A 23,357-nucleotide genomic window follows, 5' to 3' on the forward strand; every position below is an offset into this window, starting at 1 on the left:
AACTTGCCATAAACTTTTAACCATCTTTTATTATATGCAAAGGCTCCTGCACGAAGCCATGATTTGAAAGAACTTTATAATCTTATCATAAAGATAAACAATTGATTAGAAAGTTAATATTATATCTGATAAATAATCTCCTCTTTCCAAAATTACTTTTTACTATTGTTCACTTAATGAAAACTTTCATTAAGTGAACAATAGTAAAAGAAAGCATAGTGTTGACTAATTTGTGTTTGATAAGGTCATTAATCAAAAAGGCATTATCACTCAATATCGTATAGTTTCATTATGAACTTGTTAGTTTTTTTAATGTTTTTTTCGTTTACAATATAGTCTTTCTGTTCTTCTGTAAAATCATAGACGCCAAAGTTTTTGATATAGTTCTTACTCAACGAGTAATATCCTGATCCATAAGGTCTACTAGAATTTTTGATATAAAGCCAAAATATATCTGAGGCCATCAATTTTTGCAAGAATAGTAATTCTTTTTCCTCGTCTACAACTACAGCTAATCCGTTTCTGAAAAGCAAATTTTCATCAGTATTAATTACAAAATTTGGCGTATGTGGAGTGATATGTGGAAAGAATAGCTTATTCCTCATCTTCTCTAATGACTGGTTTCGTCCAAATGCAAACCAATTTTCATACGTTGCATTTCCTTTGTCTCTACCAGCTAAAATTTCTTTTTTTACTGATAGATAATGATAGGCCTGTGGATAGTTGGTCTTAAAATACTCCTCAGTAATTAAATTAACTCTATCTCCTTTATACTTATAAGGAAATATGACCTTTTCTGTAATGTCATCAACATTATTAATTTTAGTGAATTTATTTGGATTGATAATATCTACACAGATTTCCTTTTCAATAGGAAAGATAATTCCGTTCTTTAAATAGTAGAAATTATCATCTTCTTTAATTGGATTAAAAATGTAAATATTATTTTTTAAAGTTGCTATACCATTTCTCGTTTTATAAATATCTCCAAATGGCCTGCCAGTTTTTTCAATCTTATTTATTACTTCTGCAATTTCAAGATTCCAACCCTTTACCGAATCAAAAGTGTCATAATATAATTTACTGTAATTCATATTATTACTCAATTCTTTGTTCTGGTTTTTATAGTACTGCAGAAATTCACAGGATTGTTTTTCAATAAAACAAAGACAGGTATAGGTTGATTTGCTTTTGAATATCTGCTGGTTTCCGAAATCAATAATCTTAAAACTATATTTTTTCTGCTGAAAATAAGATCGTAATGCTCTTCCATTTAAGCTTTTAAAGAAGGAATTCATTGTAATATATCCTAAAACACCGTTATTGATTAAGTTTTCCAATGCAATTTGAAAAAAAGGAATATATAAATCGGGATGACCTGTTGAGCAAACTTCCCAATTTTTAAGATATTGTTTCGTAACTTGGGGAATATTTCGAGAGCATACATAAGGTGGATTGCCAATTATGCTCTGGAATCCCTCAAAATTTGCTATAACATCAGACCATTTAAAATTAAGTGCATCTCCTACAAACAGATTAAATTCTAAAATTGGGATATCTTCACCATTTTGAATTGCAAGTAACGACAAAAGAATCTTAGTTCTAATAATAGAATATTCTTGAATGTCAAGGCCGAATAAATTGTTTTTAAATATTTGTGTGTATGTATGCCCGCTTATATTATGTATGTAAATAGCTAGATCATATAAAAAACTTCCGCATCCACATGCAATGTCTGCAATTCTTGCGGAATCAGTGAAATTTATATTTTTAAAGACCTGATTTATTATAAAGGTACGGATGTTTATAGGGGTGTATATTGCGCCAGTAACAACTTTCTCATCTGGTGAGATTACAAATTCAAACAATTCAATTAGTGCCTCAAAATCAAATTTAAAGCCATTGATATTGATTATTTCAATAAATTTTTTTAACGACTCGACTTCTGTTTTGTCCTCTGAAATTATAAAACTTTTTATAAAAACATTTTCATTTACGAGAATGTCGTTGATTTTTAAGAATGACGACACAATCAATCTATCCACTAGCTGTGGGTCTGTAAAATTCTTGTCTTTTAAGTATCTATTTATCTCCTTATTCATTTCAAAAAACTAGGGCAAAGATGTTCTTTATCCCAAATAATATTATTTCTGTCATACGTCCAAGTACTCGCTAAAGTATGAAAATATGGTTGTAAAATTTTTTCCTGATATCTTCTATACAGTCCTGCGAAATAACCATCACTCATCATATCTTCAAATGCCGTTGGAAAAAAATTTGAAGTCAAAAAACCGATTCCTAAAATAAAATCGATTGGATGGTGAATTATTCTTGGTGTATCGAGAGCCATTGTTTCTCCGTAATTAAATTCATCATTACCTTCAGGATTACTAGAAAACTGCAAGTGATATACAGGGTGCGGCTCTTCGGTAGCAGCCATTTTTGCATGATCATGCTTATCTATATGAAAGCAAAAAAAGTGTGGAGTTATACCTATGCCCTTAATTGTTACATTAAAATTTAGTTCAATTAAAGGATCATTTAAATTATCCCAATTATTTTTATCTGCAACTAATTTCATGTTCAGTATTAACTCAACTTTTTTATTATCAATTGACTTTGGACGTAGATGTTTAACTGTATCCACAGGAATCTTGAAATCTTCAATTTCGTACCCCCAATAGTCTTGATGCACTGATTTGTCTTTTAAAGGAGGGTGTCCATTTTTTAAAGCCTCAGCTGCTAATCTGATTGGAGTCGTATTTACACTTCTTGAAAAGACACTATCTAACCTATCAGCAGCTGAAATTAACTCACTAGCTCTTGTTTGGCGAAATTGTTCAATTTTCATTTTTTTAGATTTTCTTTCATATATTGAATTCTTTCTTTTTCACCAAATTGTTCACGTAATCCTTTCTTTTTAATACCAACTTCAGCAATTGCATAAAATGATAAATATTTTGGTTCTTGCCAAGATTTCAATTCTACTGTTTCAAATACTTTAAATCCTTCCAAAGGATCTAAAGGTCGTTTAGTTTCTTCACAAATAGTCCAAAAAGATTTGCTTGTGCAATATTTGATTGGTTCAGCAGCTTTTAAGTTTTTCAATTCATAAGTTTCAGATAATATTGCTACACGTTGTTCCGCATTTGTATTTGAAAGGCGCTTTCCTTTAGAAATATCCTTAAAAAGTCCATTGATTTTATCCATCCACCAACGATTCCACCCATCACTAAATAAACCTTTGTATTTGCATTCGTCTAGCTTTTCCAAAAGTATCAGCCAGTCCTTTCCAGATTCTTCAATATCGACACCTAATCTCGCAGCAAGAACTCTTTCCTTAATCATTGCACCAGGATGATTAAATAAATTTTTTATTATGAAATTCGCAAAATCATAACTTATTTTTTTTTCATCAGGATCTTTAAAGCGTTCACTAATACGTGGATCTAAATTATTTATGTCATTGCGTCGGATAACATCCTCAAATGAACGATTTTCAGAATTTAACCAATTATATCCATCAGCAAGAGAATTTAGCTTTCTAGAGAATCGTCCCCAATCTGGCTCATCACCTTTTAAAAATTTGTAGTCAAACAGGTCGTGACTTGTCATGTCTGCGTCATACGTAGCACGCATACGCTCATCAGTTGAGCATAGAATTATCGGAATTGATTTAGCGTTTATTTCAGGTTCTGCAACACTCATTCTCAATTCTTGTGCAATCGCAGGGGCATTATAGGCCACATCCAACTTCATATTCTGATTAAGTCTAAAATCCAATATCAAACCATCATAATCATTGAGTTTTACAATTAAATCTTTGATTTGTGCTTTAAAGTCCTGTGGTTGTTCAACAGAAACTTCAATTAAATTTTCATCATTAAATCCATCACGAACCGCTGCAACTGATGCGTCATCTTCATCGTCGATATATAAAAATTTTGGTTTCATCATTTTATTTGTTTTCAGGTAATTCGATTCTTATTGTTGTATTAAACTTTTTTTCTGGGGAACTTACATAGATTGAACCATTATAACTTTCAATAATATCTTTTAATATTTTTAGTCCCAGTCCAGTGCCGGAAAGTGATTCCGAATCTGAATCTCTATGTCCAGAAACGCCAGATGTTGTATAGAAAGCATTGAAAATTTGTTCTTCGTGATCTTTATTTATCCCATCGCCATTGTCTGAAAATTCTAAATATACATTATCTTTATTTCGCCCACATTTAATGAAAATTTCTCCTTTAACACCTTTTCTTCTAATTGCTTTTTTTGAGTTTGTGTAAAAATTAAATAGAATGGATGCCCATTCCGAAGGGTGCATTGGAATTGTAAACAAGTCAAAATCTTCATACATGGGTTGATGAAAAACTATGCCAGACCGTTCGATATCTTTCTTTACAATATCCCAGAAATCATTCACTGCATTCCTCAATTCAATAGGTTCAAGCTCTCGAAAAACGTTTCTAGATATAGCTCTATCGAAATATGAGGTATAAGCTGTGAAGGATTTTATATTTACTTCAAGGCGTTCCACACGATTCAATGCTTCAGAGTAGTCCTTAACTGCTTTTTTTAAAAATTTTGTATCAGTATCAAAACCAGGGAGAAATCTTTTAACTTCATGTACAAATTCACCAATTACAAGTCCTAGCCCAGCAAGTACACGGAGCATATTTAGTTCTTCAATTAACTTTTGCTTTTCAAATACCTCTTCTTGTCGAGCTTGTTTAAATTCTTCAAAAGCTTCTTCAAATTTCTGTTTTTTATCAGATGGATCACCGGAACTGGAATGATTATTTGTTTTATTATCTTCATCAAAAATTTGCTTTATTTTTTCGATAGCACTATCGACTTTTTCTGAGGTCTTTTCGGGCTTGAGCCAGTTTTTCTGACCAGTTGTTGCCTTCCTTCCTCGTAAATCAGCTATTTTAAGAACAGCATTTAAAATTGATCGTTGAACAAAACCTACTAACTCTTGAAAGGCTTCGTTATCAAATAAACCCTCCCTGCTAGAAGTTTCATCAAATAATAAGCCTGATTCATCTGTAATCTCTACAAAACCAAAAAAATTTATGTTTCTATGCGACGATAAAATAACCCTCCTTGCTGTAGAATCATCTAATCCAAGCCAGTCATTAAGCTTTTCGCCATAAGGTAATACGCGGAAACCATTTCTATAGATTCTGATTCCTCCACGTTCATTAGCTACTTCTCTAATAAATGTCATTGTTTGAGTAGGAATGAGAGAACTATCATATAAAAAGTAATAACATTTAAAATGGATGCCTTTTATGAATTGAAATTTTGATTCTGGTAAATCCTTATTTTTTCCAATCAAAAAAACTTCCTGAGAAAATTCTAATTTTTCACTTTCTAAAGACCAGCAACCTTGTCCATCTTCAAGTACATATCCTTCGATTTCTGCAAGTGCATATTTTAAAAAGGCCTCTTCTTCATCAATGATTAAGTTTTCTTCGCTTTCTATATCCCGGTAATAAGAACTTTTAAACCCTGGATCTAGTTTGTTTTCAATTTTCTCTTTACGTTCTTTAGACAAAGGAAATGGTTGCAGCAAATCAGACGTATATCTATATACCCTTTTTATAGTTGGATCTGACCATCCTTCCCTAAGATCTTCTATGATTAAAGTTGTGCCTTCTTCTTTTTTTTTAGGAATAATTTCGATTGAATTTGATATAGAAGCTAAATCTCTATCTGTTTCAAATCTATTCCAATCAATAGTTATCTTTAAAGCACTATCAAGATTCTCTTTTTGTGTTATAATTGTGAGTTTATTTCCTAATCGCTGTGTAGCAAAACGTCCAATACCTTTTCGTCCTGCTCTTGTACGATTATATTTTGGAGACTCAGGATTATGAATTTTATCTGATGATGATAATCTCATAAATCCATTGATTAATTCTTCTCGATTCATTCCAATGCCGTCATCATCAATAATTAGTGTTCCACCCGGATTCCAGGCATCCTTAAAAATTAAATTGACAGTTTTTGCATCAGCATCATAAGCATTTTTGACAAGTTCAGATACTGCCGTTTCGTGGCGTCCAACTAGCTCTTTACCAAGTCTATTAATAATACCTGCATCAACTGAAAACCTTACTTCGGTAGTAGCTAATCTGGCTATTCTATTGGAAAGTGATAAAATCAGGGAATTGTCTGAATGTTCTTTTTGAACTTCCGCAGTCAATTGTTGCTTTAAAATTTTAATTTCTTTCTGATTGTCCACGTTTTTTTATAGCAAAGATATTCTTTTTATAGTGATTTTTTTCGAAATTAAGGTGTCTTCATATTGAGTAAGATTTTTCAGCAGCTTTGGATTATAATATTCTAATTTACATTTATAGTATTAAATTTCTGATTCAAAATAGTTTTATCCTAAGTTTATATTTTTAGGGTTCTTAAAAAAGAAAAAATCATTTTGTTAATTCGAGAAAGTGAAATAGGCAGTGTTTTTCTCGCTAAATTTTAATTTAAGGAGCTTTTTATTACTCCTGCATTAAGTCGTCCAATATGGATTTTATTTGTTTAACATATCTGCCATAAAAGAAATTAACCCACGCGTTGATTGTGAACATGATTAATCCTATTATAACCACTGATGCAAAAGTGATTGTGAATATGTTCTTATCAGTAAGAAAGTCTAATGATTTACCTTTTATCAGGAGTTTGTTGTAGACATGTAACCCAACTATTATTAGTCCCAATGGTAAAAACAAAAAACCAAAGGATTTATATTTTTCTATATTGACCTGTAGTTCGTAGTAGATTTTTAAAAGACTATTTTTAGTATCTGTTTCATAGTGATTTAGACTGTTGTAAAACTTGTGAAAGCCGTAAACATAATATGCAGATATGACGAAAAACATTGAATAGCAGATGTAATAAACAGGAATTAATTGAGGCTTGAATTTTAGCATATAAGGATAAGCCGCGAAAATAAGAATTCCCAACGCGTGTAAATACGATTCCCATTTCATGTTTTTCTTTAACTTATCTATTGGGTGAGAAGAAGATTTCAAATTTTTTATGCTTATGGGAATTTGGAGATCATTGCTATCATCTTTATCCCATTCGTCTTTCAATTTATCAAAATTCATAACCGTGCTTTTTAATTATCTTTTGTAGCTTGTCTTTTGTACGATTTAATCTCACCCTTACGTTTATATCACTAATTCCTAACTGTAACGCTGTTTCTTTATGTGTCATCCCCTCCATGAAGTAAAAGATTATCGCCTTTTCAATTTGGTTTAATTCCTGAACAGCCCGGTAAAAAATCTGCAATTGGTTATCTTTTTCATTTTTATACTCTTCAAAGACAAGTTCCGGAAAATTTTCTTTGTATTGAAACTGGATGGATCTTTTTTCCTTTTTTAAATAAGTTATTGCGGTGTTGACCCCAACACGGTACATCCAGGTAGAGAATTTACTTTCACCTCGAAAGGTATTGTAAGATTTCCAAAGCTGGACAATAATATCCTGTTGCAGATCTTGTCTGTCTTCGTTATTGTAAGCATACATTTTAGTGATACGCTTTAATATGCCTTTATGCTTTTCAATGTATTCAAGAAAGGATTGCTCGTCGTTAATTTGCAAAACAGTTTCGGCTTGTAATTGAGTAACATCAGTATTTTTAGATCAGGAGTAGGTCTAATTGTTACGCGCTAAATCATTTATTTTTAGCGTTAAACTTTTTGGATAATAAAAAAGCCCTGATTTTGACTCAGGGCTCTTGTTTAGTTATTTGGTTAAGGGTTATCTTAACCTCCGTTTGTCATATTTCTCTAGTATTGATTTTTCTTTATCGAAAACCATAATATACTGAGATGTATATCCAACATAATATCTGTTTTCATCATTTTTATCCAATATGACCTCACCTCTATCAGAAATAATACTATACTTTCCAATATTATGATGGGCATGTTGGGCATCCGTTTTTGCGGACAAAAACAGGAATAGACCAAAAACTAATGAATATCCATAAATGGCTCCTTTATCGTACAAAATAAAGATAATCGTTACCGCAGTTGTCAATCCAAGCAGAACTGCGAGATAGCTATACGAAAATGACTCGCTTTTACAAACTCCGCACATGATTGAAACACCAATCAGGATCATGATTATCCGGCGAATCTCCCGGAGGGTGTTTCTAAACAAGAATATCCAGGCAATAAATAAATTTATCAGGATGGCAAAACCAAACTTTACGGATTTCTTAAACAAGATTAAGAAAATGTCATCCAAGTTGTAAGCTATTGCGAAGTAATCGGAATGAAAATTCATAAAGAAAACCCACCAGTACATCATTGCAATAATTGGTATCCATATCGAATAGATAGCTAAAACAGTTTGCCAATTTAATGATGTTTGTACGGGCTCTTTTATTTTTAGATATAACCTGATGGCTCTAACTAAGTTTGCGATTTTATCGCTCATCTCTCTCTATATAAGTTGGTTGTAAAACTATTAAAATTTACATTTCGTCTTTTCAGTATTTATACTGATTTTTTTTTGGAACCAGTGCTCTAAATTTGCACAAAAAAATAAGGCAAAATGTACGAGGTATCATTTCATACCATAGATCCAAGAAAAACTTTTCAGGAGAATAAACGGATACTTGGTTTGTTTAATAATTTGGAAGAATTGAGAAAGAACTATCTTAACTTTTTTGATGACGAATTTTATCCCATATCGGATTGGGAGGTTTTCGATTTTAATAATTGTATAGCTATATTTGAAAGAGAAAAGGAAGCTATTCTAGCCACCAATGAAGTTGCGAAAAATGCATTGTTCATGAAAAATGTTGGTGATAGATCACTGGTTCCGGATGTATTGCCACCCATGCTTTTAATGGTTGAAGTAATTGAATAAAAAAAGAGTAAACTTTATTCATCGTAGTAAGCTACAGTTTTCTTTTGCTTCTTTTCTTTTGCCGATAAAAGAAAAGAAGTCCCCGCCCGGTTTTTTATACGCGGGCGGGGAACCTGGTTTAGTTTGATTAGGCTAATTTTTTTATATTGATCTAAATCATTTATATCCTGTTCTGTAAGTGTTGTGGTATATAGGTAGCTACCTGGTATCAGAATTAGATCACTATCGCGAACTTTGAAGAAATTTATTTTTCGATTTTCTATAGTGTTGTATAATATAGTATATTCTTCTTCCATTGGGGTTGACCAATCGGGCTCATATTTCGAATACTCTCAAAACTTTTATGCGGTATTGCAATCAAATTTTCAATTGTTACTTTTTTATACTGAGGGGGGTACTACCCTTAATTTTAAGACGGTATGTTTTCATCATTTTTATTGTTTATCGTATTTTTTAGCATTAATAGCTTGTTATAAATGTCTGTCCAGTATTCTTGACGTTGTTTGTCAGAATCTACAGGGGGAATGTGATGAGCATCTTTAAAATAGTCTGCTTGGTCTATCGCTTTTTCAAGGTCGGTTACCTTAATTTCTAAACCGTTTAAATCTGTTATTTTCATATCCGTTCAATATATTTTTCCAGTGATAGCCTTGCTCGTTTTTTAAGCATATCGGCATATCCATGAGCATGTTTTTTGTTCTTGCAAACTCCACTATTTACAGTCCATGTGGTTTTATATTTGCATTTGGTTGACGGAGTCATATATGCATTATAAATGCTACCGATCAATTCCATATCTTTTTTTATGATTGGTAGATTGAGGTATCCTGCACCCTGCTGGGTATCTCTATAATCTGTTGATAGTACTATTTTTCCTTTATTATCCTCTATTTTAAAGGCTCGGTAGCTTACATCATTTTGCACAATGTAAAAGAGGTCGTCGATTACGAAATGGTGATCCATGAGTACCCTTTCGTCGTAATTGCTGTATGTGATAATTCCAATGTTCATAATATTAGATTTTAAAGCAACAGCCTGTAAGCGGTTGCCGTTGGGGTTTAAGAGTTATAAAATATATGTCCGTCTTCGCTCCAATATTCTCCGCAAAAAAGGTCTGCTGTATATCCTTCATAATCGAAATATTGCTTTGCAAATGCACTTAAATCGCTTCGCTCTTCAATCAGTTCCCGCACATAATCTTCTTCACTGTCGTAATGACCGATGTAATCATTTTCAAAATCGCTAATCAAGTCATCTATATCTTCCTGTGATAAATCACGATGCCCGTTATTGCACCATATTAGAAACGGCTTTTGCTTTTCTATTATATTTTCGATTGCATCCCTCACCTCAAAAAATCTTTCGCTTAACCAACTTTCACCGATAAGACTTCGCGGTATATCTTCAAAATCCTGAAACATATACTCCGGCTCTTGTTCGTCTTTATGTAACTTTCTGCAAGCTTTGTAGAAATCTTCTTTGCTTGCATAATCAGATAGTTTTAAGTAGTCACCATATAAGGAACCCTCATTGTATTTTTTGTACGTTCCTACGTAAATTGTTGCATCGGCTATATTTATATCTTGTATCATTGGTTTAAGTTTTAGATTTGAAAAAATGCAGATGGTTCTTTGGTCATTCATCGAGCAGTTGCTTTAATTTGGCCTTTACTGCTCTAGCGGTATCGCCACGCCAACTAGTTGCATTTGCAAGAAAATACCGGACAATGCTGGCTGCTGGTTCCTCATAGTAATTTTGGCGGATGCTGTCTAATTCTCTCATTGCATCCAAGTAAGGGGTGGCGGCGTAGTAGATTTTTTTCCAGTCCTGACGAATAATTTTTTCAATGGCCGAGATTTGATTTGGAATTTCCATAATTCGATTTTTTAGGTTAAAAATTTTGTTTGTTTTTCCTTTTTTTTCAGCCGTTTGCTCTAAAGCTATTTTTCAAAAGAAAAAAACGGAAAAAAAAGAAAGCAAGTCAAAAGCGGTTGCGCCAATGCACTGTGGGCTATAAGTCCCAATGGGTGAGACTGAGAGGGACGATCAGGCACATTATGCGCCCACAGAAGTGGCAAACGCTTACTTCGCTTCCCTTTTTGTGCCGTTCGAATTGAAAAATTGTCATTACAGCTAATCATCTTTCATTTCCCCAAGTAAAAAAGTACTTAGGATATGCTAATTAGTAGAAGAATAAAAACTGTAGGAAAATAACTCGCTTCTGTTTAGCTACGTATTTTTTTGTCCGTATTTTTACGTAATATCTTGATTATCAGAAGGGGAAAAAGCCCCATTTTGACTCAATAATTTGGTGAGAGAAAAAAAAGGGTATACGTTTGACCCGATAATCAATTAATTAATCTAAACCATGTCGAACGTAATTAAGGAAAGTGGGCTTTTCAGCCTGCTCATGGCACTGCTTTGCCCTATGGTTATTTATTCCCAGGATATCATCTGGGAAAAATCGTATGGTGGCAAACACGCCGAATTTTTAGCAGATGTACTGCCCACACCCGATTATGGGTTCCTCTTAGCGGGCAGTTCCCTATCCGACAAAAACGGAAACAAAGAAATGGTTTCAAGCGGTAATTTCGATTACTGGCTCTGGAAAATGGATGAATATGGTATGGCTGAGTGGCAAAAAAGCTTTGGAGGAAGTGGCCTCGATTTTCTTCAAAGTGCTCAGCTCACCATTGATGGAGGTTTTATATTGGCAGGCGTTTCCGGTTCACCGAAAGGCGGTCAGAAAAAAGAAGATTCCCGTGGTCAGGAAGACTATTGGATCATCAAGCTGGATGCCAAAGGCAATGAGCAATGGCAGCGCACCATTGGTGGCAGCGGTCAGGAACACTTAGCCTGCATCAGCCGTACGCTGGATGGCGGGTATATCGTTGGCGGATCTTCTTCTTCGGGAAAATCCGGTGATAAAACAGAAGGTAATTTCGGTAATCTGGACTACTGGATTGTGAAATTGAATGCTTCCGGAACGATCGAATGGCAAAAGACCTATGGTGGTAAAAGTTTCGACCAATTAAAAACAGTGGAACAAACCAAAGACGGCGGCTATATCCTGGGTGGCTATTCCAACTCTCCGGCTTCGGGCAACAAGCAAAGCGACAACATTGGTACAGGGGATTACTGGATCATCAAAACCGACAAAGCCGGTGCTATCGAATGGCAACGAACTTTAGGCGGTGATGGTGATGATAACCTGACTTCCTTGATTCAAAGTCGTAATGGCGGTTATGTACTTGGTGGAAGCTCCAGTTCCAATCCTTCACATGATAAAAGCAGAGCCAATACCAAAGGAACTGATTTCTGGATTGTCCGTCTGGATGATGAAGGACAAACGCTTTGGCAGGAAACTTATAACTACGGAGCAGTAGACTTGCTGACCTCGATAGTTGAAAATGAAGACGGTACGCTGCTCATTGGCGGTTATGCCCAGACAGAGGTATCGGACGGAAAGAAAGATAAAAAAGACATCAACGATTATATTGCACTAAAGATCAATGCCAAAGGCGAAGAGCTCTGGAGTAAGACCGTTGGTAGCGACGATTCCGATATTTTATCTAAACTGATAGAAACTCGTGACGGTGGTTACCTGCTGGCCGGGACTTCGAAAGGCAAACCATCCCGTGATAAAAACAGTGGAAATGGTAGCAGCGACTTCTGGGTGGTAAAACTCAAAGACCGTTATAAAAAGGAAGTGGAGAAATCAGCTATTGAAGCCTTGCCGAATCCGGCACAAAACTTTACCAATATCGTGGTGGGCTATGAATTTCAAACGGGTACTGCTTCGGTATTTGACCTGTCCGGGAGACAGCTTCAACAATTCAACATTGACAGCCGTACTGTTCCGGTAGATTTAAGCCGTTATCCCGAAGGGATTTATATCGTAGAAATCCGTACCAATCTGCAAACGGATTCTATAAAAGTAATTAAGGGTATCAACCCTGATAAAAATTAAGAAATTATCATGAAAAATATATTACTCACCTTACTTTTAATCGGTGTTTATGGCACAGCTATGGCGCAGGAGCAACAACCCGCCGCAGCACTGGATTTAAAGATGCCGGATTATACGCCAGCATCACCAAACGCTTTTGCACTGACCAAATACGGAGATATTCCAATCAATGAGTTTACCGGGATGGTCACGGCAAACATTCCTGTATATACCTATAAAGCAGGGAAATTAGAAGTTCCGATTACGCTTAATTATACCGGTGCAGGGGTTAAAGTGAACCAGACTGCAAGCTGGACAGGAATTAACTGGACTTTGAATGCGGGAGGTGTAATTACCAGAACAATTCACGATAAACCCGATGAATCGGAGTACTTAGACGGAAGAATTACCGGCGACATGATCGATCCGGCAGGATTTCTGAACGGATCGCAATATGGAGCCTGGCTGAACATGATCTTTGCCAAATTAAGACGTGTTTACGATGTTAAGCCGGATGAGTATAGCTTCTCTTTTCCGGGCTATAGCGGTAATTTCTTTATGGATGATAATTTTATACCGCGGTTGGTTAAGGCCGACAGTAATCTTAAAATTGAAATCGTCGGAACAGAAACCGATCTTAAAGCACGATTGCGCCAAAGCAAAGAATTTTGCATTACCACACCCGATGGCGTAAAGCATTATTTCGGTGGGGAAAATGCCACAGAAACCACCTTTCCGGGAACAACACACGACAACCCGTATTCGCCCACAGGTCTTTATCTGACAAGAATGGAACATCCCGATTATGGAACTGTTTATTTTGATTATGAAACCGATCCTGTAAACAGACATATCCGGTTGGATCAGGGCGAACGGGTTACCATTATCGAATATGAGTTGACGGAACCAAATATGGAGTGTGTGAGACCGCCAACCGATGAAGGACATTCCTATTTTGCAAATGGGGTAATTGTTTCCAACGGGAAGCACCTGTCAAAGATCAGAAGCGCCAATAATTATATAGAGGTATCTTTTGGTACAAGTGCAGGTTCGCCTTTTAACTATACTAAGGTACTGAACAATATTGTGGTAAAGAACGGCTCTAACATCCTGCATAAAGTTGATCTGAGTTATTTGTTCCCACAGACTGCCACAACCTCCGAACGTTTCTTTTTGAATAAAGTTGAGTTTAATAAGGATAAGAACTATGGCTCAGGCGGTAGAAAATATGAACAATACGTAATGGACTATAATGATCCATTGGCATTACCTAACAGCAGAATGAGCCAGGCAACAGATACTTACGGCTACTACAATGGAAAGATTAGTAATACCACAGCTTTACCGCAAAACAACGATATCCTATTTCATAATTATTATCCGAATTTAGCCGACAGAAGTTCCGATTTCACGTATGCTGTAAAGGGTTCACTGAAGAAAATCACTTTTCCTACCGGTGGATATACAGAGTTTGAGTATGAAGCCCCAAAAGCAAAAGATTACGTAAAAGGAGCTGTTAATATAAATATATGGCGGAACAGCCCAAGTCGTATACCGGCTACCAGAACAACTGCATCAGCACCATTGGGCGATCTTGTTTTTGATCCCAATGGGACGGGGACAACCTCCAAGGCTTTTATTGATGAAGAAATAGCTGTGAAAATTGATGTTACCGCCAATGCCCAGATGGGACATACGGACAGAATCGTTTTTAAGCTGATTGACGAAACAGCCAATACAACAGAAACTACCAATATTGTAATGCCCGACGGTACGATCGAAATCGGTACCGGCAACTTTGCTTTCACACGTGACTTTACCATTAATACGATAAAAGGACATGCTTATCGCGTTGAAATATCAAATGCTTATTCATCTGCAATTCAGTATGAAGCAATGATGTACTTTAATTATACAAAAGGATTCAAAACAGTTGACGAACCGGGTATGAGGGTGATACGAACAACCGATTATACAGCACCAACCCAGAATGCATTTGTTAAACGGTATTATTACAATAAGGTACAGGATTTGCTAAAAGACCCGTTCGAGTTATTGAATTTCCCTTCGAAACCGCAATATACAATAGATTACCAGTTAATCAAATGTTGCAACATGAGTGGTGGCGCTCCGATTTTACAGCCAAAATCAAGTGAAATTCGTTTTAGAAGCCTGTCCTCTCAAACCACTTTTCCGTTACGGGTTTTAGATAAAAAATATGAATATGTGACCATCAGCTATGGAGGTGATGATTTCGAATTGGGCGGAAAGCAAAAACACTTTAACAATCAGTTCATGGATTATCAGGTGGGAATCCAACCGTTTTCCCGCAGCATTTTCCAATATGAAAAAGCGATGTATAATGGCAATGCCGAACAGATATTCAGCGGCACACTGCTTGATGAAATTGATTTAATCAAGAGAAACAATACGCTCTACAAAACCAAAGAGCAAACTTATAAATATCAGTATGACGATATTGCTCATACGAGTGGTGTAATTGGCGGGTATGCCTTTTATAACTGTTTATTTATTAATAGCGGCGTCGATAATTTTGATTTAAGCAAATATTATCTGAATGCCAGACGAGTAGAGTTGGTCGAACAAAACAGCAAAGAGTTTATAGAACCGGTTCCGATGACCATTCAGGATGTAAACGACGATAATTACAAGTCTATTGCTGTCAAACAGGAGTTCATCTACAATGCGTTGATCGGATTGCCAACAAGAACCGTTACCTATACCAGTGAAGACAATGGAGTGTTCTGGCATAATAGAATCTATGCCAACCAGCCGCATTTGCTGACCGGAATTACTGCGGCACAGACTGCAGCGGTAAGCAAGCTTTTAGAGTTGAACAAGGTTTCTGCACCCGTTGAAGAACGCACGTTCAAAGGTGTGGGTGCTGTTTTGCCTACCCTGACCGGCGCGCAAAGAACACTTTACAAGAGCTGGAATAATAAACCGAATCTGATATTACCGGAAATTATCCAATCGTCCAAAGGAACGGCAGGAGCTTTGGAAGATCGTGTTTTAATTGAAGAATATGACAGCCAGGCCAACGCGACTTTGGTTTCAATGAAAAATGGCCCAAAGACGATGTACGTCTACAATGCTTTCGGACAGGTATTAATGAAAATTGAAAATTATACCGGAGCAGCAAGTGGATCAGGTACTGGCGAACCGATAACCTTTCCTGAAATAGTTCCGGGCACGCCTTGCAACATGGCGCAGAACTATCCGGGCGGTCAGGTAACTTTCTATCATTATGATCCGGTAACACAACTTTTGATTAAATCTATTGATAGCAATTGTCGTATCACGACTTATGAATATGATGTGTTGAACCGTTTAAAACAGGTGAAGGATCACGAAGGGAATATCATCGGGGACTATGACAATAATTATAAACTCAACTAATAATGAGATTGGTTATGAAGAAATTAATATTAATACTATTGCTAAGTCTGCCGCTATGGATGCAAGCGCAGACCCCTTCACAAAATTATACGAAGAAAACCACTTATCGGGAAGCAAACGCAGGACGTCCAATAACAGAAGTTATTTATTATGATGGACTTGGACGCCCTGTTCAACATGTTGCTAGCAAACAATCGGCAACAGGCAAGGACATTATTACTCATATTGAATATGATAAGGGGCAGCAGTTAAAGGACTATCTTCCTTACCCGGCTACCACGGCAGATATGAGTTACCAAAGCAGCGCACAACAGGCTACGCTGAATTATGCTCAATATGCCGGGCAATACCCTTTCAGTGAAAAAATACTGGAAACATCACCATCAGCGCGACTTTTGAAGCAAGGTGCTCAAGGAGCCGACTGGCAGATCAATCCAAACTCAGATACAGACCATACCGTTAAGTATGAATATCAGACCAATGTTGCGGGTGAAGTAAAAAATTACTTTGCGATCACAGCATGGGATGCTGCACAAGGACTTTATTCCATTCAATTGCAGGATAAAGGGAATTATACTCCTAACCAATTGTATAAAACGGTAACCAAGGACGAAAACTGGACTTCGGGAACCAATAACACTACCGAAGAATTTAAGGACAAGGAAGGTCGTGTCATATTAAAACGTAGTTATAATAATGGTGCGCACGATACCTACTACGTGTATGATCTTTATGATAATCTGACTTATGTAATTCCACCCTTGGTCAACAATCCCGTAAACCAGTTGGATGATTTATGCTATCAGTACCGATATGACCACCGTAACCGCTTAGTCGAGAAAAAACTGCCTGGAAAACAATGGGAGTATACGGTTTATGACAAATTAGATAGAGCTGTTGCCACCAGTCAAATGTATTCACCATTTGGAACACAAGAAAGAGGCTGGGTAATCACGAAATACGATGCTTTGGGTAGAACGGCCTATACCGGTTGGTTTGCATCAAACCAATCGAGAAGTTCTTTGCAAAGCCAGTATAATTCAGCAACAAATAACTTTTATGAGGTAAGATTAAAGCCAGGGATGACAACAGTTATTGACGGGGTGGGTGTTCACTACACCAATCTGACCGTACCAACAACTGGACTTAAGCTGTTAACTGTGGCTTATTATGACGATTACTTATATCCGAATGCACCGGCGTTACCCTCGCAGATTGAAGGACAAAATGTAACCACATCCGTTGTTGGATTTCCCACAGGGAGTTGGACGCGCATACTAACTAATGGTTCTGAAACCTTAAATGAACAAAGCTATCTATTGTATGATGTCAAGGGCAGGAATATCAGAACTTATACCACCAATCATTTAGGCGGTTACACACAAGTTGATACCAAGCTGGATTTTACAGGTAAAACGGTTTATGCAAAAACATATCATAAGCAAAATGGCAGTGCCACTTTACTACAGCTGACGGATTCTTTTACCTATACCGATCAGGATCGTTTATTGCTCCACAAACAGCAAATCAATGGTGGTGCTGAACAATTGATTGTAAAAAACACCTATGATGAATTAGGACAGTTAACTTCTAAAAATATTGGAGGTGAAGACAGCACTGGAGAGGTAGGACTTCAAAAGGTGGATTATCGCTATAACATCCGTGGCTGGATGACCGACATCAACAATGAAGCACCAACAGGCAGTCCTAATTTTATGAAAAGTCCAGATGATCTTTTTGGATTCCGCATAAATTACAATGAAGTAACAGAGAGCCAAAACGGTACAATTTCTAAAACAGCAAGTAGTATAAATGGAAAAGTTACACCACTATACAACGGGAATATAGCCGAAACGTTCTGGCAATCCAGCGGGGATGGTACTATACGTAAATACGGCTATGAGTACGATAACCTAAACCGGTTAACAGGTGCATTCTACCAAAAACCGAAGACATTAAATCCAATTCCTGGCTCTTATAATGAATTGGTATCTTATGATAAGAATGGAAATATAACGACCTTAAAGCGTACCGGGAATTTAGACAATCCTGTGTTTTCAATTGATATTGACGATCTAACCTATACCTATGATAATGGTAATAAGCTTTTAAGGGTAAATGATATAACAAATAATCCGGAAGGATTTGGAGATAATATTTACGGCAGTACTATAGATGACTATTCGTATGATGCAAACGGTAATATGACTAAAGATGAAAATAAAAAGATTTCATCAATAGCTTATAACCATCTAAATCTTCCCACCGAAATAAACTTTAGCGCGGGGGACAAAATTAACTATATTTACAATGCCGCAGGTGTCAAGGTTCGCAAAAAAGTAACTCTTTCTGGAAATACGACTGTATCGGATTATTTAAATGCATTCCATTACGAGAATCAAGTACTGAAATTCTTCTCCCATCCTGAAGGATATGTGTCGGTCACCAGCGGAACGTTCTTTAATTATGTATTCAATTATACCGACCATATTGGTAATATTCGTCTAAGCTGGGCTTGGGATGACCAGAATGAGGGTTTAAAAATCATTGAGGAAAGTCATTACTATCCGTTCGGATTAAAGCACCGAGCTTATAACACTAACCAATATAGTTTTGTTCCACCAGTAAATGGCGTTCCAGGCTATGCAGTTCCGACACTCGAACAGGCAGGCGGCAGAACGCCGGTAAACCCTTTTAAGTATAAATATCAAGGTCAAGAACGTCAGGAAGAGATTGGGCTTAATTGGGATAGTTTTAAGTGGCGCAATTATGATTATGCAATCGGTAGGTTTATGTCTATTGATCCGCTTGCTGAACAATATGCCTACAATTCTACTTACGCTTTCCAGGAAAATAAACTTGGATTGGGTGTAGAACTTGAAGGACTGGAATTGGTGATTAACAGAGGTAGAGAAAACTATATGAAAGATGAATATTCAGCTTTCAAAGGAGTAGTCAATACCATTAAAGGATTGTTCAGCGATAATCCGGGTGAACGAGGGGCTGCTGCAAACTCCATTGCCGATAACTTCCCAGGTGTTCAGGCTGTTCAAACGTACGATAGATATAGAAGCGGTGAAAGCATAAGCTTTCAGGAGGCTGTAGCTGCGGTTGCTGATTATGCTAACTTTGCAACGATTGTAACTGGAGCTGCAGCGGTTAAAGGGGGAAGTGTAAAAGGGGTGACCCAATCCGAAGCTTCAACGACCACTCTAAATACTAGAGTCAAAGTACAAACTGAGGCTGGTAATTTATCTGAAGCATTAACAAAAGCTGAAGCGAGAGCCGCCAAGTTAAGTGAAAAGCAAAGACCTTCGCTTCCCTTTACACAGGCAGGAAAATCGGCAGTTATAGATTTGAATAGAATAAAGAATGGAGGAAAGACAATTTGTGAAAGATGTAATATTGAGACCACGAAAGCAACGCAGTCAAAGAAGGGAGTGACTCCAGCTAAAAACGAAACACAAGTTGACCACATTCATCCAGAATCTAAGGGAGGAAGTGGAACTCCTGACAATGGGCAAGTACTATGTAGGGATTGTAATATTAAAAAAAGTAATAAATAGATGGAAAATGATTTGAATAATAAAGTAAAAGTAGGCTTTGTACAAAAAGTTGCAGATAATCAGTTTGAGACTGAAACCTTATGGTGTAAGAAGTACGGACAAAATTTTCAAGTAGATAATATTCCCTTTATCGCCAAGAGGATATCGTTAGGAGATATTGTAAAGGCAGAGTACGATGATGATGATGAGTTGTATTACTTTGAAGATTTCGTAGAATCATCTGGTAATACTACTGTTAGAATTTTCTTTTATAAAGATGAGTTGATTGATTCTACACGAGAATGGCTAATTCATAGGAAATGTAATTCTGAAGTATTACAAGCTAGAAGCATTGTTTCGGTAAACATTCCTAAAGAAGTTGATTACTTTCCGGTTAAGGCATTTCTTGAGAAAGGTGAAAAGGAAGGAAATTGGGTATATGAGGAGTCCTGTCTGGAACATCAATACTAATTAGGTGGTACTCTTTTAAACATCTAAAGCCCTTAATTATAAATTGCGAGTACAATACCAAAAATAAAGATAGTGTATCTCTTAAGTAGATTCATATAAGAATCATGATTCAGTATTTTACTATGATAACAAAAGAAACAATTATTGACTTTTTTAGAAACGTAGAAGAAGGCAAAGATTTTGATACAAGTGGGAAATTACTCTGGAGCTATTATTTTTTAGATAGAGATAGTAATAAGCTAAAAGCTTTTTCCTTGGTATTGGAGAAATTAGGTATGCGATTTAAAGACATTTTTGAAGCAGAAAAGGAACATCTTGATGATGAAACTGAGTATTTTCTCCAAATGGAACGCATTGAACACCATGATGTCGATAGTTTGGATGAGTTGAATTCAGCTTTGTACAGGCTTGCTGAGGAGTCTTTTGTCGAATATTATGACGGTTTCGACGTAGGAAATATTATCAGCACGGAAAATATTCGTTAGTTGAGGGATTAACGGGTTTAAATAATGAAACCTTAAATCATACTATAAAAATTCAGAGAGTGTAAACTAGATAAGCATTAGTACAATGAATGCAGAATTTAAACAGAAGATAAAGTTCGTCTACAAGGATTTAGAAGGAAACATCGCAATTGAAAGCGTTTGGGCAGAGAAGCACGGAGATTTTTATAAAATAAAAAATGTACCATTTTTTGCTCCCAATATTGCATTTGACGACATAATAAGTGTTGAATATGATGACGAAGAATTGTTTTTTGATGAAATAATTGAAGAGTCTGGTAATAGTACAATACAAATTATTGTGTTTAATGAAAGTTTAATTCCGGAGATAACAGGAGAAATTGAAAGATTTAATTGTGGTTGGGAAGGTAGCCATTTAAAAGGATACATTTCAGTCAATGTACCCAAAGATGTTAGCTACTTAGGCCTTAAGCAATTTTTAGATTCTAAATCTAATGATTTAGATTATAAGGAAGCGTGCCTGGCACACACAGTATAATTATTATTATTTACTACTTAAGTATCTTGTAAATTTAAATATATATATGGCAGTAGATAATAAAGATGTTATAGATGCAGTAAGTATAAACACTGAAGGAAAAGTTGTTTTAACCATTTCGGATCATCTCGAATGGAATGGGGACGAGAATAATCATATATTAATTTTACAAGAAAAGATTAATAGCTATTTGGATTTTGTGGAGGGCGACCAAATTATAGAGAGTTATCCACAAGCAATAGGTAAGCAATTTGTAATTCAAGTCGTTTTTAAATATTCGCCCTCATCCGACGGGATACTTTTTTTAAATGAAGTTGAAAATATTTTGAAGGAGAATGGTTATGTTTTACACTATTATGTTTTAACTAACGAAGATTGATTGATATAAAAATAGTCTAATTTCAGTTACATTAAATATGATTTATTATAGGCTTATACTGTTATTCCTGACCTTTTATTGCCAAAAAAACTATTCACAGGCGTCAAACTGTGAGCAAATGCATGTTGGGAAATTCGAGTTAAAATCTAAAGTATCAGGTACGACTACGATAATAAGAACGGCTACGACTCAGACGGAAATCAATAAATTAATGGATGTAAAGAGCATTTATGATATTGTATGGATAGATAAATGTACTTACGAATTACGAAATCGTAGATTGCTAAAGGGGGATACTAAGTATAATGGGGAACCCAATGATGTTTTTAAGATTCAAATTTTGAAAGTGGAAGGCATAAAGGCATGGCTTAAGACTACAGCGAATTTTACTGATTTTGTTACCGAAAGTGTGGTTTACAAGATTGAGTAGCCACCCGCAATTAAGTACAAACGTTAGAAATAAAAAATTTAAGAAGATGCAATTAGTGTCTTCTTAGACTTCTATTGCCAAAAAAATCGCCAAATTATACTAAAACAACCATGAAAACAAAAATTACAAGTACAAAGCTAATTTTCATTGGTCATTGCGTTTTGACGATACCAGTAATACTAATTTTTTCAACTTTTTGGTATCTCATTTCTACAGCTATTATAACACCGATTAAGGAGATTGGCATCATCGGTTTGGCCATTTCCTGGTTGTACTGGCTTATCGCGGCGGAATCTTATATTTTGTGGAATTTAAAAAGGACAAATGCTGAAACCTTGATTTCCGCAGCAAGATTAGGTTTGCTCCCAATTTCTAAGAATATGATTGCTAAGGTCGCTGGTTATGCGTAAACTAAATTGTTTTGTAGCAAGAAAATTAGTTGTTTTTGGGGGCAGACAGAATCTGCCCCATTTTAAAAAAATTAAGCTTTAAAAGCCCCAAATTTTTGCTTAAAGATTGTTTGCCGGAAGTTCAGCAATAGAACTTTCAGGAATATTTTTGTCAATTTTTTCAAATTAATATGGATTTTATTACGCGCATTTTTAGAACAAAACCAACTATAAACACTGTAGATGAATTTTGGACTTGGTTCCAAAGAAAAGAACGGAGGTTCTTAAAAATAGTGAGAGAACAAGTACGCATTGAGGAATGCTTTTTTGATTTGCTCTCTCCGGTATTAAATCAACTTAACTCGGAGGCATTCTTTCTACTTAACGATGAGGATGAAGGGATAATCGAGCTGATCTTTACGGCTGATGATATTATTAATAATGCTTCATTTATTGAGGGCTTGGTAGATAGTGCACCGGCGTTAGAACAATGGAAGTTTACTGCTTTCCAGCCTGCACTTGATATTGAGAAGTCTGCACTGGAAATTGCAGGATTTCATTTCAATAAAGACACAATAAGTTTTTATCAGACCAGTACGAGAAAAAGTAGTGAAAATGTCTATACAATTGTGTATTCAGATTATGATAAAAATAATGAGAATATAATTCAACGCGGTGTCTATTCGTTTTTGCAAGCTTACGTAGGAGAACTGGTTTTCAATACAAAAATTGCTCGAATAAAAGTTGTTGGAAGTGCAGATATTGAACATCAACCGTTTCCTATTGAATGTCTGAAGGATGCCATACATTGGAAAGGAACAGAAATATAGGAGCCGTAATTGGAGGTTACCTATTCCTCTGCCAATGACTG

Annotated in this window: 22 protein-coding genes; 10 read left to right on the forward strand and 12 right to left on the reverse strand. The window is 35.8% G+C overall.

Going from position 1 to position 23,357, the window contains the following annotated elements:
• Positions 1-266: 266 nt before the first annotated feature.
• The 7 genes from BGO42_RS07730 to BGO42_RS07760 all read right to left on the reverse strand — a co-directional run bounded on the left by BGO42_RS07730 (position 267) and on the right by BGO42_RS07760 (position 8,466).
• Positions 267-2,102: an Eco57I restriction-modification methylase domain-containing protein gene (locus BGO42_RS07730; RefSeq protein ID WP_273246693.1), complete on the reverse strand. Its 1,836-nt coding sequence runs from the start codon at positions 2,100-2,102 to the stop codon at positions 267-269.
• Complete coding sequence (locus BGO42_RS07735) at positions 2,099-2,851, reverse strand: hypothetical protein (RefSeq protein WP_273246692.1); 753 nt, start codon at positions 2,849-2,851, stop codon at positions 2,099-2,101. The genes BGO42_RS07730 and BGO42_RS07735 overlap by 4 nt, the downstream gene beginning before the upstream one ends.
• Positions 2,848-3,957, reverse strand: coding sequence for a hypothetical protein (locus tag BGO42_RS07740; RefSeq protein ID WP_273246691.1), 1,110 nt, complete (start codon positions 3,955-3,957; stop codon positions 2,848-2,850). Before BGO42_RS07740 ends, BGO42_RS07735 begins: the two co-directional genes overlap by 4 nt.
• Position 3,958: 1 nt before the next feature.
• A complete protein-coding gene (locus BGO42_RS07745) occupies positions 3,959-6,256 on the reverse strand; it encodes a sensor histidine kinase (protein ID WP_273246690.1) in 2,298 nt (765 codons plus the stop codon).
• Between the two features lie 259 nt (positions 6,257-6,515).
• Positions 6,516-7,127 (reverse strand): hypothetical protein, encoded by a 612-nt coding sequence (locus BGO42_RS07750; protein WP_273246689.1) that lies wholly within the window; start codon positions 7,125-7,127, stop codon positions 6,516-6,518.
• On the reverse strand, positions 7,117-7,623 hold the full coding sequence (locus tag BGO42_RS07755; RefSeq protein WP_273246688.1) for an RNA polymerase sigma factor: 507 nt from the start codon (positions 7,621-7,623) through the stop codon (positions 7,117-7,119). The genes BGO42_RS07750 and BGO42_RS07755 overlap by 11 nt, the downstream gene beginning before the upstream one ends.
• A gap of 159 nt (positions 7,624-7,782) precedes the next feature.
• On the reverse strand, positions 7,783-8,466 hold the full coding sequence (locus BGO42_RS07760; protein ID WP_273246687.1) for a hypothetical protein: 684 nt from the start codon (positions 8,464-8,466) through the stop codon (positions 7,783-7,785).
• A 117-nt stretch (positions 8,467-8,583) separates the two neighbouring features.
• Here BGO42_RS07760 and BGO42_RS07765 point away from each other — a divergent pair, with 117 nt between their 5' ends.
• The gene (locus tag BGO42_RS07765) at positions 8,584-8,901 is read left to right on the forward strand and encodes a hypothetical protein (RefSeq protein WP_273246686.1); all 318 of its coding nucleotides are present in this window, start codon (positions 8,584-8,586) and stop codon (positions 8,899-8,901) included.
• Positions 8,902-8,915: 14 nt separating this feature from the next.
• Here the strand turns inward: BGO42_RS07765 and BGO42_RS07770 are convergent, their stop codons facing one another.
• The 5 genes from BGO42_RS07770 to BGO42_RS07790 form a co-directional block, all read right to left on the reverse strand.
• Positions 8,916-9,197 (reverse strand): hypothetical protein, encoded by a 282-nt coding sequence (locus tag BGO42_RS07770; RefSeq protein ID WP_273246685.1) that lies wholly within the window; start codon positions 9,195-9,197, stop codon positions 8,916-8,918.
• A gap of 113 nt (positions 9,198-9,310) precedes the next feature.
• Positions 9,311-9,520, reverse strand: coding sequence for a 3-isopropylmalate dehydratase (locus BGO42_RS07775; protein WP_273246684.1), 210 nt, complete (start codon positions 9,518-9,520; stop codon positions 9,311-9,313).
• Positions 9,517-9,912 (reverse strand): hypothetical protein, encoded by a 396-nt coding sequence (locus BGO42_RS07780; RefSeq protein ID WP_273246683.1) that lies wholly within the window; start codon positions 9,910-9,912, stop codon positions 9,517-9,519. The genes BGO42_RS07775 and BGO42_RS07780 overlap by 4 nt, the downstream gene beginning before the upstream one ends.
• A gap of 47 nt (positions 9,913-9,959) precedes the next feature.
• Positions 9,960-10,493: an antirestriction protein ArdA gene (locus tag BGO42_RS07785; protein WP_286749027.1), complete on the reverse strand. Its 534-nt coding sequence runs from the start codon at positions 10,491-10,493 to the stop codon at positions 9,960-9,962.
• A gap of 43 nt (positions 10,494-10,536) precedes the next feature.
• Positions 10,537-10,776 (reverse strand): hypothetical protein, encoded by a 240-nt coding sequence (locus BGO42_RS07790; protein WP_273246681.1) that lies wholly within the window; start codon positions 10,774-10,776, stop codon positions 10,537-10,539.
• 493 nt (positions 10,777-11,269) lie between these two features.
• Here BGO42_RS07790 and BGO42_RS07795 point away from each other — a divergent pair, with 493 nt between their 5' ends.
• The 9 genes from BGO42_RS07795 (at position 11,270) to BGO42_RS07835 (ending at position 23,316) form a co-directional block, all read left to right on the forward strand.
• Positions 11,270-12,871 (forward strand): T9SS type A sorting domain-containing protein, encoded by a 1,602-nt coding sequence (locus tag BGO42_RS07795; protein ID WP_273246680.1) that lies wholly within the window; start codon positions 11,270-11,272, stop codon positions 12,869-12,871.
• 9 nt (positions 12,872-12,880) lie between these two features.
• Positions 12,881-16,270, forward strand: a complete 3,390-nt coding sequence (locus BGO42_RS07800) for a hypothetical protein (RefSeq protein WP_286749028.1) — start codon at positions 12,881-12,883, stop codon at positions 16,268-16,270.
• 14 nt (positions 16,271-16,284) lie between these two features.
• Positions 16,285-19,836, forward strand: coding sequence for a DUF6443 domain-containing protein (locus BGO42_RS07805; RefSeq protein ID WP_273245184.1), 3,552 nt, complete (start codon positions 16,285-16,287; stop codon positions 19,834-19,836).
• Positions 19,837-20,286, forward strand: a complete 450-nt coding sequence (locus BGO42_RS07810) for a DUF4265 domain-containing protein (RefSeq protein ID WP_273245186.1) — start codon at positions 19,837-19,839, stop codon at positions 20,284-20,286. It begins immediately after the preceding gene.
• Positions 20,287-20,408: 122 nt separating this feature from the next.
• Positions 20,409-20,771: a ribonuclease E inhibitor RraB gene (locus BGO42_RS07815; protein ID WP_273245188.1), complete on the forward strand. Its 363-nt coding sequence runs from the start codon at positions 20,409-20,411 to the stop codon at positions 20,769-20,771.
• An 85-nt stretch (positions 20,772-20,856) separates the two neighbouring features.
• The gene (locus tag BGO42_RS07820; RefSeq protein ID WP_273245190.1) at positions 20,857-21,288 is read left to right on the forward strand and encodes a DUF4265 domain-containing protein; all 432 of its coding nucleotides are present in this window, start codon (positions 20,857-20,859) and stop codon (positions 21,286-21,288) included.
• A gap of 46 nt (positions 21,289-21,334) precedes the next feature.
• Complete coding sequence (locus BGO42_RS07825) at positions 21,335-21,667, forward strand: DUF6572 domain-containing protein (protein ID WP_273245192.1); 333 nt, start codon at positions 21,335-21,337, stop codon at positions 21,665-21,667.
• 540 nt (positions 21,668-22,207) lie between these two features.
• Positions 22,208-22,507 (forward strand): hypothetical protein, encoded by a 300-nt coding sequence (locus BGO42_RS07830; protein ID WP_273245194.1) that lies wholly within the window; start codon positions 22,208-22,210, stop codon positions 22,505-22,507.
• 170 nt (positions 22,508-22,677) lie between these two features.
• A complete protein-coding gene (locus tag BGO42_RS07835; protein WP_273245195.1) occupies positions 22,678-23,316 on the forward strand; it encodes a hypothetical protein in 639 nt (212 codons plus the stop codon).
• Positions 23,317-23,357 lie beyond the last annotated feature (41 nt).

The organism is Flavobacterium sp. 40-81 (assembly GCF_001898245.1).
In the GTDB taxonomy this organism is placed as follows: domain Bacteria; phylum Bacteroidota; class Bacteroidia; order Flavobacteriales; family Flavobacteriaceae; genus Flavobacterium; species Flavobacterium inviolabile.